General features: G+C 36.0%; 11 protein-coding genes. 1 reads left to right on the forward strand and 10 read right to left on the reverse strand.

Features of this window, described 5'->3' with window-relative positions; genetic code table 11:
• Positions 1-72: 72 nt before the first annotated feature.
• The 7 genes from glmU to mprF form a co-directional block, all read right to left on the reverse strand.
• Positions 73-1,446, reverse strand: coding sequence for a bifunctional UDP-N-acetylglucosamine diphosphorylase/glucosamine-1-phosphate N-acetyltransferase GlmU (glmU, locus tag IGJ27_RS12120; RefSeq protein WP_178306315.1), 1,374 nt, complete (start codon positions 1,444-1,446; stop codon positions 73-75).
• 376 nt (positions 1,447-1,822) lie between these two features.
• Positions 1,823-2,641, reverse strand: a complete 819-nt coding sequence (gene purR, locus IGJ27_RS12125) for a pur operon repressor (RefSeq protein ID WP_010720611.1) — start codon at positions 2,639-2,641, stop codon at positions 1,823-1,825.
• 165 nt (positions 2,642-2,806) lie between these two features.
• Positions 2,807-3,631: a metal ABC transporter permease gene (locus tag IGJ27_RS12130; RefSeq protein WP_010720612.1), complete on the reverse strand. Its 825-nt coding sequence runs from the start codon at positions 3,629-3,631 to the stop codon at positions 2,807-2,809.
• Positions 3,604-4,284 carry a metal ABC transporter ATP-binding protein gene (locus IGJ27_RS12135; RefSeq protein ID WP_010737272.1) on the reverse strand — a complete coding sequence of 227 codons (681 nt, stop codon included), beginning with the start codon at positions 4,282-4,284 and terminating at the stop codon, positions 3,604-3,606. Before IGJ27_RS12135 ends, IGJ27_RS12130 begins: the two co-directional genes overlap by 28 nt.
• Before the next feature lie 17 nt (positions 4,285-4,301).
• Positions 4,302-5,252 carry a metal ABC transporter substrate-binding protein gene (locus IGJ27_RS12140; protein WP_178306314.1) on the reverse strand — a complete coding sequence of 317 codons (951 nt, stop codon included), beginning with the start codon at positions 5,250-5,252 and terminating at the stop codon, positions 4,302-4,304.
• A 324-nt stretch (positions 5,253-5,576) separates the two neighbouring features.
• Positions 5,577-6,425: a 4-(cytidine 5'-diphospho)-2-C-methyl-D-erythritol kinase gene (gene ispE, locus IGJ27_RS12145; protein ID WP_014834412.1), complete on the reverse strand. Its 849-nt coding sequence runs from the start codon at positions 6,423-6,425 to the stop codon at positions 5,577-5,579.
• Positions 6,426-6,666: 241 nt separating this feature from the next.
• Positions 6,667-9,180 carry a bifunctional lysylphosphatidylglycerol flippase/synthetase MprF gene (gene mprF / locus IGJ27_RS12150; RefSeq protein ID WP_370566779.1) on the reverse strand — a complete coding sequence of 838 codons (2,514 nt, stop codon included), beginning with the start codon at positions 9,178-9,180 and terminating at the stop codon, positions 6,667-6,669.
• 234 nt (positions 9,181-9,414) lie between these two features.
• Between mprF and proC the strand changes: the two genes are divergently transcribed.
• The gene (proC, locus tag IGJ27_RS12155; RefSeq protein WP_010720617.1) at positions 9,415-10,221 is read left to right on the forward strand and encodes a pyrroline-5-carboxylate reductase; all 807 of its coding nucleotides are present in this window, start codon (positions 9,415-9,417) and stop codon (positions 10,219-10,221) included.
• A 153-nt stretch (positions 10,222-10,374) separates the two neighbouring features.
• On the opposite strand, the gene IGJ27_RS12160 is transcribed toward proC, so the two are convergent.
• The 3 genes from IGJ27_RS12160 to rny form a co-directional block, all read right to left on the reverse strand.
• A complete protein-coding gene (locus IGJ27_RS12160) occupies positions 10,375-10,536 on the reverse strand; it encodes a hypothetical protein (RefSeq protein ID WP_010720618.1) in 162 nt (53 codons plus the stop codon).
• Positions 10,537-10,660: 124 nt separating this feature from the next.
• Positions 10,661-13,564, reverse strand: a complete 2,904-nt coding sequence (gene lanM / locus IGJ27_RS12165; protein ID WP_161298821.1) for a type 2 lanthipeptide synthetase LanM — start codon at positions 13,562-13,564, stop codon at positions 10,661-10,663.
• Positions 13,565-14,038: 474 nt separating this feature from the next.
• A complete protein-coding gene (rny, locus tag IGJ27_RS12170; RefSeq protein WP_010720620.1) occupies positions 14,039-15,595 on the reverse strand; it encodes a ribonuclease Y in 1,557 nt (518 codons plus the stop codon).
• Positions 15,596-15,848: the final 253 nt, after the last annotated feature.

The following is a 15,848-nucleotide window of genomic DNA, read 5'->3' on the forward strand; positions in this document are numbered from 1 at the left end:
CACAACTCTAGAATTCTACCTATTAAATACTAGTCATATTTTCTGAATAAATCAAGGGGTTTTACAAAAGTCTTAGTTTAAATAAGGGAGTTTTTTAGCATAATCTTCTTTATTGACCTGTCTTGCACGGGCAATTGCCATAGCATATTCAGGGATATCCTCTGTGATTGTTGACCCTGCAGCTACTGATGTATTTTTAGCAATTTCCACTGGGGCAATGATATTTGCATTAGAACCGATAAAACTATGATCCCCAATTGTTGTGTGGTGCTTGTTTTTCCCATCGTAATTCACAAAGACCACGCCACAACCAACATTGATTTCTTCACCTAATGTGGCATCACCGACATAAGTCAAATGACCAACTTTGGTATTTTTACCAATTTCAGCATTTTTGACTTCCACAAAATTACCAATATGGACACCTTCACCAATTTCTGCTTTTGGTCGTAAATGAGCAAATGGTCCCACGTCCGCATGACTTTTCACAAGACTTTTTTCGATCACAGAATGTTCAACTACCACATGATCTTCAATCACACTATCTACGATTCGAGAATGGGCACCGATCACGCAATCTGATCCAATGACGGTTTTACCTTGAAGTTGGACGCCTGCTTCGATCACTGTATCAGAACCAATCTCTACCCCGGCATCAATATAAGTCGTTGCTGGATCAACAAAACTTACACCATTGACCATATGCATTTTGTTGATTCTTTGGCGCATCAATTCATTAGCTTTAGCTAATGCAATACGATCATTGACTCCCATTGATTCATCAAAGTCTTCTGTCTGATAAGCTGCTACTGTTTTTCCAGCATCTTTGAGGATTTCAATGATATCGGTTAAGTAGTACTCCCCTTGTGCATTGTCTGTTCCTACTTTGTTCAATGCTTCAAACAGAGCTTGATTGTCAAAACAATAAGTTCCTGTATTGATTTCTTGGACCAATGCTTCTTCTGGTGTAGTATCTTTTTGCTCAACGATTTTTTCAACGATCCCAATATGGTCACGAATGATACGGCCATATCCAGTTGGATCTTCGGCTTGTGCGGTTAGAATCGTGGCACTCGCATTTTTTCCTTGGTGATACTCAAATAAATTATTCAATGTTTCAGTGGTTAAAAGCGGTGTGTCACCACTGATCACCAGTGTCGTGCCTTCTTTCCCTTGTAAAAAAGATGCGGCTTGTAATACTGCATGACCTGTACCAAGTTGTTCTGCTTGCAGAGCATATTCACTACGTTCACCCAACTGTGCCTTTACTTGCTCAGCGCCATGCCCGACGATCGTGATGATTTGATCTGGGTTGGTTTCACTTACTCGATTGATAATATGCTCCACCATCGGTTGTCCTGAAACTGGATGTAAAACTTTATATAATTTTGACTTCATGCGAGTTCCTTTTCCCGCTGCCAAAATGATTGCATAACGTGCGTCCAACTGCGTCACTCCTAATTGTATTTGATGGTTTTAAGTTTAGCCCACTCTACTCAATTTTTCAACCAAGCAGACTATATTTGTAACTAGACCATTTTTATCTTGGGGGTTAAAAAATCAATTAGTCAATCAACAATAGTGAGAGAAAAATAGGGTTATATGAAAAAGGAGAACGAATTTCTCTCATCTGACAGATAACAGCTGGATATCTGATTTGTTGTTGCTGATTGCTGTAGTGTTTCTATCGAAAATAAGCCAAAGAATTCCCAAAATAGGTGAAACTATTTTCGGATTCTCCGGCTTATTTCTCAGAGCTGGACACTTCTGACACAATCTCTTCCAGCTATTATTGATCGACAAACAAATAAATTTTCAATCTCTAATCTTTGAAATAATTTCCTGGTACAACTGTAATGTTTTTGGTCTTCGTGTCGACATCTTTCACGTATAGTAATGAAGTATAATCGTCAATTGCACGATGACCATTAAATTTGGATTCTGCAAAAACGGTGATTCCTACAAGTTCAGATTCAAACTCTTCGATCAAGCTCTTCATTCCATTGACTGTGCCGCCGCCTTTCATAAAATCATCAACGACTAGGACACGAGAACCCCGTTTAAGACTTCTTTTTGACAATTCCATCTTTTCGATTCGTTCAGAAGAACCAGAAACATAATTCACACTAACTGTCGATCCTTCTGTGATCTTTGAATCACGGCGTACGATAACAAACGGTGCATTTAAATAATAGGACACAGCTTGCGCGATCGGTACGCCTTTCGTAGCAACTGTCATCACTGCATCGATTTTTTCACCTAAATACTTAGAAGCAATGATTTTTCCAACTTGGCGCAATAATTCGGGCTCACCTAGTAAATCGGATAGATAAACATAACCTCCAGGCAACAAACGATCTTGTTCAGACAATCGTTCAGCTAACGACTCAATGTATTTTTTGGCTTCTTCGTAAGAAATCTCTGGTATAAATAAAACCCCACCAGCGGCACCTGGAATTGTTTCTAGGGTACCATACCCTCGTTCCTTAAATGTTTTTTTGATAATTGCCAAGTCTTCACTGATCGAAGATTTAGCAGATTCATAACGTTCGGCAAAACTTGTCAATGAAATTAATTCGTGAGGATGATCTAATAAATACTGAGTCATATCAACAAGACGTTCACTGCGACGTACTTTCACATATTTCAGCTCCTTTTAAGAAATTATATCGTTTTACATTATATAAGTTTTCATTTAAAAATTCGAGCATTTTGTAAGAAAATAAGTTAAATAGTTCGGTATTTATCTAAATATAAGAAAAAGCAATGAAAATTTTTCGTTTTCATCGCTTTTCTTTTTGATTTTTTATTTATTTTTTCGCTTAATGGAAACAAGCACCCGCTTGAACAAATTGACCACAAGAAACAACACGATAAAGACTAGTGTGATCGTCGCACCCGGTGGCGTATCTAGATAAAAGGAACTTGTTAGTCCCGATAACATGCCGATAAAGCCAACACCGATACTAATGGCAATCACCACATTGAAACTTTTGCCTAAGCGCATACCGATCGCTGCAGGCAGGACCATAATTGCTGAAATCAATAATGCCCCGGCAATTGGGATCATGACAGCAATCGCAACACCCGTGATCACGTTGAACAGCATTGACATACGGTGAACAGGCAGACCATCAACATGGGCGGTATCTTCATCAAAAGTCAGCACGTACATTGGTCGCTTGAACAAAAAGAATAAGAAACCAATAATAACAAATAATACACCCAAAAAGATAACTTGATCCCAAGTAATCGTCACAATCGAGCCAAAGAGGTACGATTGGATACTTGTGGCTGAGTTTCCACCACTAAGATTCATCAAAACTAATGCCAGCGCCAGTCCGCCAGCCATTAAGATCGCAATTGAAATTTCTGAGTAAGTACGATAAATCGTACGTAAATATTCTAAAATCACCGCAGCTAATATTACTACGAACATCGTAGTCAACGTTGGATTGATATTCAAAAAGAAACCCAATGCCACCCCTGCCAGTGAAACGTGTGACAGTGTATCTGCCATCAATGATTGTCTTCGGATCACTAAAAAGACACCTAACATTGGAGCAATCCCCGCAATAAAAATGGCTGCTAAAAAAGCTCGTCTCATGAATTCATATGAAAGCAACGCCATGGAGAATCCTCCTTTCTTACCAAACGAATTTGTCGATCTGCATATTGCTTGATATCCTCATGATCATGAGTAATCATCAAAATTGCCTTGCCATGTTCATGGGCACTATGACGCAATAGTCGATAAAATTCATTACGAGATTCTTCATCCATTCCCGTTGTCGGTTCATCCAATATAAATAAATCTGGGTCAGTCGCAAAAATACGGGCTAAGCTAATCCGTTGTTTCTGTCCACCGGATAATTCTCCGATCCGTCGATGACGCATCTCCCACATTCCAACAGATTCTAAAGCTCGTTTAACATGCTGATGATCTTTTTCAGAAAGCCGTTTGAACCAACGTCCTCTCGGATAGCGACCGGAACGAACCAATTCTAAGACTGTACTTGGAAAGCCAGCATTAAAAGATGCCACTTGTTGGGGAATGTAACCAATACTTAATTTTTGTCCTTCTTGATTTTTTGGGGCGATTTTCACTGTTCCCTTAGAAGGTTTTAACAAGCCTAAGGAAGCTTTGATCAATGTTGATTTTGCTGCACCGTTTTCTCCTGTTAGAATAACGAACTCTCCTGCATCAACGTGATAAGACACATCTTCTAATACAGGTTCTTCATCATAATAAAAAGTCAAATCGGATATTTCGATATAATGCACGCGAAATGCCTCCGTTCTTAATTAATACTTTCTTTTAACGCTTTTAAGTTCTCTTCCATTACCGAAATATAATTTTCGCCGGCTTTGATTTGTTCACTTGTCAAACTCTCTAATGGATTCAATACTTCTAATTTAACACCCGTTTCTTTCGACAATGTTTCCGCCACTTTGGATGATGCATTTTCTTCAAAGTAAATCACTTTGATCTTATTTTTGTTCACAAAATCTTTTAGTTCAGCTAAGCGGCTTGGTGTGGGTTCTTGATCAGGCGTTACCCCTGCAATCGCTTGTTGGTGTAAATCATACTGATTCGCTAAATACGCAAATGCGGCATGTTGCGTCACAAACGTGCGGTTTTTGGCATCTTTGAGTGCATCCGTATATTTTTGGTTCAGGTTTTCTAATTTTTTGATATAAGCATCCGCATTTTTATCAAAAGTTGCCTTTTTATCAGGATACTTTTTCCCAAGCTCTGAAGCAATTGTTTTGACCTCTTTGATTGCTAACACAGGATCTAACCAAATATGTGGATCATACTCATGCGAATGACTTTCAGAAGAAGCTTCTTCATGTTCATGATCATGGTCATGGTCTTCTTCTGCTGATTTCAGACGATCAATTCCTTTAGCTGCTTCAATCATCAATGTTTTATTCGTATCGACAGAATCTTTCAATGAGTCAACAAAAAATTCCATATCTGGACTATTATAAACAAACACATCCGCATCAGCGATTTCTGCTTGTTGTTTTGCACTAGGTTCAAAATCATGTGGTTCAGTCCCAGACGGGATCAACAACTTGACGTTTCCTTCATTTCCAACTACTTCTTTCGTAAATTCATACATCGGATAAAAGGTCGTAACAATCGTTAACTCATTTTTCTTTGAATCCTTTTGGTTCGTACCACCACAAGCCGCTAATAAAAATATCCCTACAGCTAGTGTTAAACCAATCATATATTTTTTCATAAGACTCTCCTTTCGAACAAATCGTAAAATTACGATTTATCAACGGAACTTAATGTATCAGAATAAAAAAATAGAGTCAATAGAAATCCTTCAATTTCTGATTTATACGAACAAATTCAATGTAAACCGTAAAATGAATGATAGTTTGTTCATGTTACTGAGAGCCCAACAAGCTATCTAGTCCATTTTTTCCAATTTCTAAATAGAATAAATAACGTTTAGAGCAGCTAAGCTGCAACCAACTCAAAAAAATCTCAAAACAGCTTCTTCTGTTTTGAGATTTTTTATTCTTCATCTCTTAGCAACATCTAGTTCTGGCCTATTTTACAACGTGCGTACTAAATATACTTCATCACAGAAACCTTTCAGCCCGTTATAGACTCTTTGTGCTCTTGAATAATGTTGACATAAGGCAAAGACTGTCGGTCCGCTTCCGCTCATCAAAGCGGCATCTGCCCCATACTTTAACATGCGTTCTTTGATTTGATGGATAATTGGATGACGTTTGCCGGTAACATCTTCTAAACTATTTCCCATGTATTGAATCATCGTATGGTAATCTTGTTGCTGGATTGCCTCCACTAGTCTAGGAATGTTCTGATGCTGGATTTTTTGCGCATCTACTTCTTTGAAGACGGTCCTAGTCGAAACACTCATTTTAGGTTTAACCAAGATTACCCAACACTGAGGCATTGAAGGGAGAACTTGGACCACTTCTCCTTTGCCGCCAACAAACGCAGTATTACCATAAACACAATAAGGCACATCCGTACCAACTTCCAAACCAATCTCAGCTAATTCTTCCAGAGAACAACCGAGATTCCATAGTTGATTGATCCCTCTCAGTGCAGCTGCACAATCTGTGCTGCCCCCACCCAGTCCAGCTGCAACTGGAATATTTTTTTTCACAAATATTTTTACGCCTTTTTTGATATGATACTTATTCTTAAGCAATGTTGCTGCTTGATAAACGTTATTTCGTTGATCTACTGGCAAAAATGCCTTATTCGTTTCTACGATGATTCGATCCTCAGGTATCTCTTCAAAGAATAAGTGATCTGCTAAATCTACACTCGACATTACCATTTCCAGCTCGTGATACTCATCGGGACGCTTGTACAAGACATCTAATCCCAAATTGATCTTAGCTGGTGCTTTTTCTATCAGTTCCATCCTCTCACCCATTCAAAAAGTCTAAGTCGCAAGTATTCTATCACAGAGAAAAATAAAAGTATAGCTCATACGAGTGACGTGTTTACGATCTTAGCGGTTTTCTCAGACCTTTTCTGTCTACAGATAAAACAAACCATCCTTCGACCACATTCATTTTCTCTAGCTACCGTCAATCGCTTTTTCACGTTTTAAACTATGGGTAGCTAAAACACGTCACCAGTTATTCCTCTATTTACGCAATTTACAATTCCGTTAATACTTCTTCTGCAAAACTGATACTTTTTTCTTTTCCCTTCCCAATTAGTATAAACAACTGTAATGTGGCAAATGTAAAACTGCTTCCCTTCATGTAAGCAAAATAGCGACCTTCCCAGCGAGTGACATAGCGCAGTTTTTCTTCATAGGTCGATTGAAATGAGTAAAAGAAACTACCATAATTATAAACAATATGCATGATGCGCTCTTGAAAGAATGCAAAGTCTGTTTCCCCTACATTTGCTAACGGAGCTAAACCAAGATTCGTCTCAAGATAGCCCTTTTCTTGGTAGACAACAAATAGATTGACTAATAAATAATCGGATAGTTCAGCAGGTTCATCTGGCAATACACGTAATAGATCATAGCCTGCTTGACTTTCAGATATTGGTTGCTCTGTAATAAATCCGACCACTTTTTGTTCTTTGCGTACCACTCCAACACCGCTGGCTAACAGATAAGATTCGTCAAAACGCCCAACAGAAAAATGCTTTTCTCTCGCACCATGTAACCACTGATCCGAAACCTCACTCACCGCAGCTAATAATTCCTCAGGTAATTGTTCGTACCAAGTGAAATGATAGCCTTCATTAGTTAGACGCTGGTACTCTAGCTGTTGATTGACCCAAGGCATTTCTTCTGTAGTCAAATCTGCCATTCCTACCTCGCCGACTTTTGTAAAATGAAAACCTAATTCATGCAACATTACCACATATTTTTCTGAGATCTTGTAAAAAGCAATTTGATACCCTAAGCAATCAGCTTTTTGCATAAATTCTGTAATAGCAGGACGAATCATTTTAGGATTGCCAATCGGGTCTCCCAAAACAAAGCATTTATTTCCTTTGATCTGGTAACCAAAGACGACTTGATCCTCTCCATTTTGTTGATAGTAATAATATTTATATCCTGGTAAACGAAGATAATGACTAGCAGATGTCCCCTGATAGACGGATAACATCTGTTTGAATCTTTCGATTTGTAAATCTGACCCTAACTCATTCGTTTCAGAAGCAAGGTACTGATACAATGCTACTAATGCCAACAGCGAGATCCCTAGACCAATCAAGCCTGAAAACCAAACTTCATCGGATGGGAACAGGAGAAAGCGATCAGCTGTCAATCGATTTACCCAAAAACGTCCACTATGATACCCTGCAATTGCATAGACGATAAATAGAAACCCAAACAAACATAGATCAAAAAGAATGGCACCCCATGAATAAACAAATTTCTTACGGTAAAATTCTTTCCGAGCTAGCCAGACAGCCAGAAGAATCAAGATATACACTAAAATCAATTGCCAAGATAATGTTCGAGTAACTGTGTTAATGATTCCAAAAGCTAATAAAGCAATAGTTGGTAAAAAAGCCTTCTTCACTTTCATTGCTAACGCTCTTCCCAACCCAAGCAATAAGAATCCAATCAATAGATTCAACGTTTGGTCTAAAAAATTAAACGAGAAAGGTAATAAAATCTGAAACAATCGACTGATCGCAGAAAGATTCGTAATCGTAGATAGTAACACCATCATGATCCCTGCAAAATAAACGGCTGTGACCAAAATAAAATGCGCGATTTTTTGAAAGAGCAGTCGTGGTATATTGTCTAAAAAACGATTCACTTTTACTCCAGTATGTGACAGAAATAAAAATAAGCCAACCGCAAAAGGAACCACATAATAAAACAAACGGTAATAAAGTAACCAAACCACTGCAATATCTTGTCGAACAGCTAACTGACTCATACCTAAGATCATCAACACATCAAATGTCCCGACACCCCCAGGAACCATTGTCAACATACCGATTAACGTAGCGATAATAAACATTGGATAAATCGAAAATAAGGAAATATCTACATCCATCAAATAACCAATCGCTAAAAAAACGACCAATGCTCCAGTCCATTGCCCCACAGAAGCTAACAGTAACCCGACTAGACCCTTAGGATAGAATTCCGCAAATAATGTTCTTCTTTTTAAATAAGCAAAGAAAAAAATAGCTGGTGCTATCACACTACCGCCAAGTAACCAAATCCAATAACTTCTAAAAATACTAGTAGTTTGTAGAAAAAAAACATCAATGAACGTTAGAAATGACCATAATGATAAACCAGTCAACATAAATAATGCAACTTTAGAAACGGTAGCAAGTACCATTTTCCGATTTGTTTCTTTTCCATAAAAATTTGCTCTAAGACTAGCTCCAACAATTCCTCCAAAGCCCGCTAAGTTATTAATTGTATTCGTAATAAAAGCAGCTAAGAAAAAATCGTGACGCTTCATTTTAGGTTTCCCTTGTTTTTCCAACACGCGAATCGTCACCCAGTCATACAACAACATTGGCAAAACACCGATCAACCCCACTAAAACCATTAAACACAGCGTAACATAACTTTGTTGTCGCATAGTTTGCCAAATATCTTGCCAACTCATTCCATTTGCAATATTTACGACTTGATTGACAACGAAAACTATAATAGATCCAAAAAAAATCATTTTTAAAATCAAGCTATGATTTTTCAACCACTGAAATGCCGTATGACTTTTATTTTTCACACTTTACCATCCTTACTTGAAAACTTTCAATTTATAAATCAATGTTAGCTTATTTACCTTATTTTTACCACTTATGCACTAGTTTCACCTGTTTATGTATCTATCCACACGCTTTATTCTTTGCTTGCCCTTCATTGAAAAGAAAGCTATGCTAAAACAAAAGGAGAGGATAACATGAAAATTGGATTCATTGGAACAGGTAATATGGCGCAAGCAATCATTAACGGCTTGATTGAACACGAAACAGTGGCTAAAGAAGATATTTTTGTCTCAAGTGGTCATTTCGAAAATGCACAACGTTTTGCAGAAGCAACTGGTGTAACCGCCTGTCAAACAAATCAAGAAGTCGCAAAACAAGTAGATGTCATTTTACTGGCAGTCAAACCTAAAATCATTGACCAAGTACTGAAGGATTTAAGAAAATATAGTCAGAAATGTCTCTTTATTTCAATTGCTTCAGGAAAATCATTACATGATCTGGAAAAAGCCCTAAATGACCCCGAAGCGAAAATCATTCGTGTCATGCCAAACGTAAACGTTAGTGTGGGTGCAGGTGTCTCTGCTATCTGTAAAAATCATCATGTCACATATGAGGAATTCAAAGAAGCAACGCAAATCTTTGAAGCGATCGGCAGTGTCTATCCACTGGCAGAAGGTGATTTCAGTACGTTTATTGGGTTAGCCGGTAGTTCACCAGCATTTATTTATATGTTGATCGATGCCATGGGTCGTGCGGGTGTCTTTAATGGCTTACCTAAAAAAATGGCAACCGAGATCGCTGCCAAAGCTATTATGGGATCTTGTCAAAAATTCCTAGCAAGTGATGAAAACCCTTGGGAGCTGGTTGACCAGGTTTCTTCCCCTGGCGGAACAACCGTTGCAGGTGTTGTGGCTTTAGAAGAAGCTGGCTTCATTCCTGCTATTATCAAAGGGATCAATACAACGATCGAAAAAGATCGAGAAATGCTGGATAAGAAATAAAACGAATGAGTCTGAAGGAATCTTTTTACTAAAAAAAGTAGGACATTAATCAGATTTTTTCTGATTAATGTCCCAGATTCAGACTCTTCATTCTGAATTATTATTTTTCAATATTCACAATAAAACCTCTGAAACCTTTCATCCGTATATATTTTAGCAACAGCTAGATAAAGAGCCACAACCAAAACTACCACAACCAAGGCTACCCATTGTTCCGCAGATGGTATCTAGCGAAGCATTCAAACTATGTTCGTTGTTTAATACTGCTAATTCTTCAGAAACATTGCCTGCTTTCATTAATAGTCCTACTGCCATTTTCTTCACCTCCTTTCAAGTTGATCAATCATTTTTTATTGTCATCAACTGTTTGTTACACTTATCAATCTATTATTCAATCAGATCCTATCTCTTCATTCGTATTTTCGATGGAAGGATTTATCTATAAATCGAATAAAAGTATGTTTGGTATGTTAGGGTTCTCCAACGCTAACAATCCCAAAATCACCCCGGAAAGACCGGTCATCAAACCAACATCTAGAAACTCGTCTTCTAAACAACTTTCATTAATAGTTCGTTTGTCTAAGTATGCATTCCAATCATCGAGTAAGAACGCATATGACTTTATATTATGATGAATGAAGAAATGACGGTAAAGCCACATATTTCCTAAAAAGCCATGACATAAGCAACTATCTACACGTTCTTTGTTTAATTCTTCTTTTAATCGAGCAAAATATAATAGCTCCTCTGGGCTTTCTCCTTCCATAAGATATCGATGAGTAAGCATTCCTACAAGACCATTACAATAAAAAGTATTTTGCTCAATCCATTTTTCTCCTCTTGTATCAAACCACACACCGTTTTTACGATGTTGGTTTTCAAATAAGGTAACTGCGCCAATCGTTTCTTTTATTTTGGTTACCGAAAATAACTCTTCATAAATCGCTAAAGCATAAAGAATACCTGATGTTCCGTGAGAAAAACCTAAAATAAGTTTCTTTTCTACAGAGGATTCCCAATAACTTCCTTTTCCCTCTGATTCTATTAAATTATTTAATAAATTCTCCACACAAAGTCCAATTAATTTTTTTAATTCTTTATTAGGGCTCTTTTTATAAATATTACAAAAAAGTAGTAATAACCCCGCCGTACCACTCATAATATCCAGAATTTTGTCTTTTTTTATTTTTTGTCCCAGATATTGAAGGATATCTTGCTCAATTGCGATCAGTTTTGATGTTCGCAAGGATGGAGCAATCAAATTAAATAAATAGATATAACCACCTAATCCAGAAAAAACCCCTATATCATAATTTTTTTGATTAGATAAATCAAAATGATCAAGTAAATCATTCAATATTAATAGAAATCTGTTTTTGTAATCAAAATCATTTTTTGTTTTCCATAAATAATAGTAAGTGATTGCTACACCAATTTTCCCATTATACAAACTGTTATTCATTGGCTGCAGTTTTAAACGAATTTTAAAATCTTTGTCTTTTGTTAAATCTTCATAACCGGTATGAAGCCACGTCACCTGCTTATTGTGTACTATCCTTTTACTATGGATGTAAGATTCTAAAGTCTTGATCTCATCATTTTTTTCTCCAATTATAAAAAGATCTTCTAACGTAATATTTTTATCTCCAAAGCTTTTTTGCAAAATATTTAATTGGTAGTTTAAATCTTTCTCACTAAGAGAATGGATCTTTTTTTTCCATAGTGTTAAGAAATCTATACGACTGTTATTCGTAAATGTCATTTTTTTTGAAATGTTAAGTGTATTTGAGTTAAGTTTTGAAAAAACATAAGGGATATCCCCCTCTAGTATGTCCTCAATTTCATAGGTAAGAAATGGTGTAGAACCAAATCTTGCCATTTGAGAATAGACAAATAACAAGCGATCAAACGGTGCTGTCAAGAACCTAGGATGATAACTTAAAGTCGCTATTTTACTGTAAGTTGCTGTTGGTTTTATTAAATGTCGGATAGTAATATCATTTTTATAGCGCTCAACAATATCAATCAGCTCTGATTTTTTATCCAAAAATAGATGAAATGTTTCTGTAAATCCTTGATAGATCTGTTGCTTATAGTCTAAAAAACGATAATTTTGTCCATGATACATCGGAACATTAGAATATGAATATTTAAATTCATCAGAATTTTCAGTGAATTTAATTTCTAAATCATCTTCTGAAACAATCAATTGTGGTACTGAAAAACGTTGGAATAAGTTTTCATGGCTTCCTAAAGCCGAAATATCATCTTTAAAAAATTCGTTGTACATAGGTACAATTCCAGAATTAAGAACAGAATTAGTCAAAATTTCATGTATCTTATCATTTACAGATAATGCTTCCATACGATCTAAATTGTTAAACAAGCATTCTAAATCAATGAGCATGGGTGAACCACCACTTGCAATTAGATTTTCAAGATGAATATCCGAAGCATTTAAATAGAAAAGAATTGCAATAATTGCCCCCATTTTATAATAGAAATCTTGAACTTCTTCTTCTGATTGACAAGGATCACTTACAATAAATTCTGACCAAGAATACGTTTTACGATTCAATAATTTTATTTGTGCTAGTTGTTTGTTAAAATTATTTTTATTAAATAAAGCAACGCATTCTCCAAATAATAAATCATTGTAATTACTTCGTGGTTTATAAATAATTTTATTCTTTTTACCTGTTATCACGAGTGGAAATTTTCCTGACAGATGCGGATCACCCAAAGAAAATTCAACTCCTATTTCTTGATCAAGTTGAATACTAAACAATTCGTTAATTTCCTTTGAATCATACTCTACATGTTGGATAACTTCAGAAATGTAACAGATTGTTTCTTTGATTTTTTTATCTATTAAATTGAATAAAACAGGAAATCTTTGAAACAAACCTGTGACGTATTTCTCATTAGATAAATAATTTCTAATATAACTTTTCACAGAGAGTTTTTGTAACTGTGACTTTAATAGATTAAAGTCATAAACAATCGTTCGCAAAAGAATCTCATGAATATCTTTGCAAAGGTTTTCATTAATGTTATTGCTAACATTTTTGTATTTTATTAGATTTGGGTACTTCATAAAATATTGCTCAGTTAGCTTTATTGTTACTTGTTGCGAGAATTTTTCAATTGAATCAACTTGTCTCCATTCTTTTAGTTCATTCAACATCTCTTCGTTCTGATCTTTTAGCAGTTTTTTTGAATGAACATACTGTTCCTTAAATTCATTAATATTCTGAAAATGAAAAAATTGTAAAAATTCCTCTTGCATATCTGAAGTCATAAATTCTGCTAAATTGTATTCCAACAACTCATAATTATCCATCTGCTTACCCCACCTCATCTATATTTAGATCATATAGAATCAATTACTTGTGTTTTCAAGAACAAAAACTATATCTTTCTACCCAATAAATCCTAGTAAAAAATTGTACATAAAATTGATTTCAAACTCATAGATCAATATATTACTAGTTTATACAACTTTTATTTCTCGTTAACAAAATGTACACTAATGCAACAAATTTTATTTCCTAACTATTCTTCATCCTAGTTTGATTTTCTAGTAGTCATTAAGAATAATTTTGATCTACTTTAATGATAGAATAATCGTCTCTAGTTAGATTATGCCTACTTCTTATTAAGAAGCTAATTTAGAACTCAAAGTTAACACACCATGTTTATAGCTGCTCAACCTCTTATCAAAATAATGTTAAAACGATCAAGCTTGATTAAATAGTGGTTTAAAACAAAAAAGACGCTACGATTATCCTAACTAATCGTAACGTTCTTTTATTTTTTACTTAGCGTAGTCTGTCGCACGCGTTTCACGAATAACGATGACTTTGATATGCCCTGGATAATCTAATTCTTCTTCAATTCGTTTACGAATATCTCGTACTAAACGAACTGCATCTAAATCAGAGATCTCTTCTGGTTTTACCATAACCCGAACTTCTCGTCCAGCTTGAACAGCAAAACTAGATTCTACTCCGGCAAAGCTATTTGAAATGTTTTCTAAGCTTCTTAAGCGACGGATATAATTTTCCAAGGATTCACTTCTAGCTCCTGGTCGTGCAGCGGATAAGGCATCTGCAGCAGCTACCAAGACAGAAATAACTGACGTTGCTTCAACATCTCCATGATGAGATGCAATCGCATTGATCACTACAGGATTTTCTTTGTATTTAGCAGCTAACTCTGCGCCGATCTCTACGTGAGAACCTTCGATTTCATGATCTAATGCTTTCCCGATATCATGAAGCAAACCAGCTCGTTTAGCTAATTGGATATCTTCGCCTAACTCAGCGGCTAGTATACCTGACAATTTAGCAACCTCTACTGAATGTTTCAAAACATTTTGTCCATAGCTAGTTCTAAAATGAAGACGACCCATGATTTTGATCAAATCTGGATGAAGGGTATGCGCACCAACTTCAAACGCCGCTTCTTCCCCGTACTCACGGATTCGTTCATCCATTTCTTTACGCGATTTTTCGACCATTTCTTCGATTCGTGCAGGATGGATCCGTCCATCTTGGATCAGTTTTTCTAAAGTCATCCGAGCGATTTCTCTACGAATTGGATCAAAACCTGAAAGGACCACTGCTTCTGGTGTATCATCAATGATCAAGTCAATTCCAGTCAATGTTTCTAGTGTACGGATATTTCGTCCTTCTCGACCAATGATGCGTCCTTTCATTTCATCATTTGGTAAAGTTACTACGGATACAGTTGTTTCAGATACTTGGTCTGCCGCACAGCGCTGAATCGCTAACGATAAAAGATTTTTGGCTTTACGATCTGCTTCTTCTTTTGCACGTTGTTCCGATTCTTTGACCATTAACGTCAATTCATGATTCAATTCTTCTTCAGTTGATTTCATGATGACATCTTTTGCATCTTCTTTAGATAAACCAGCAATTTTTTCTAATTCTCTTTGTTGTTCTTCAATCAACTTTTCAACGTCTTTTTCTCGCTCTTCAATCAATTGCTGTTTTGAACTAAGTGCTTCTTCTTTGCTTTCAAGTGAGGTCTCACGTTTTTCCAATGAGTCATCCTTACGATTCAACGTTTGTTCACGCTGAATTAAACGATTTTCTTGAGATTTTAATTCTAACTTGCTTTCTCTCAACTCACTCTCCACTTCAGAACGATATTTCTGGTTTTCCTCCTTAGCTTCTAACAATGCTTCTTTTTTTAGAGTTTCTGCTTCTTTCTTTGCACTATCAATAATTCCAGCTGCTGATGATTGAGCACCTGCAATTTCTTTTTCATGACGTGACTTTGCAACCATAAACCCTAAACCAAGACCGACAATTAAACCGATGATAGCGAGGAGAATATTGAATACCATAAAATCCACCTCCATACTATCTTTTTCATTTTTATCATCTATATAACTTTTATGATAAAGTACTCTAAACTTGTTAATATGCTTTATGCATAGGTGTACAAAAACATGCACAAGTTTATTCTAATGTTTGTACCCCGTAGTGTCAACTTTAAATACATAAGAAACGGCTTTCTCGATTTTCATTTAAAGGTCATTTTATGAATAAAAGATAATATTAAATAATAACCAAAACATATTAAGAACAAATAATTTT

Origin of the sequence: Enterococcus sp. DIV1726a (assembly GCF_051710985.1) — a bacterium.
In the GTDB taxonomy this organism is placed as follows: domain Bacteria; phylum Bacillota; class Bacilli; order Lactobacillales; family Enterococcaceae; genus Enterococcus_B; species Enterococcus_B hirae.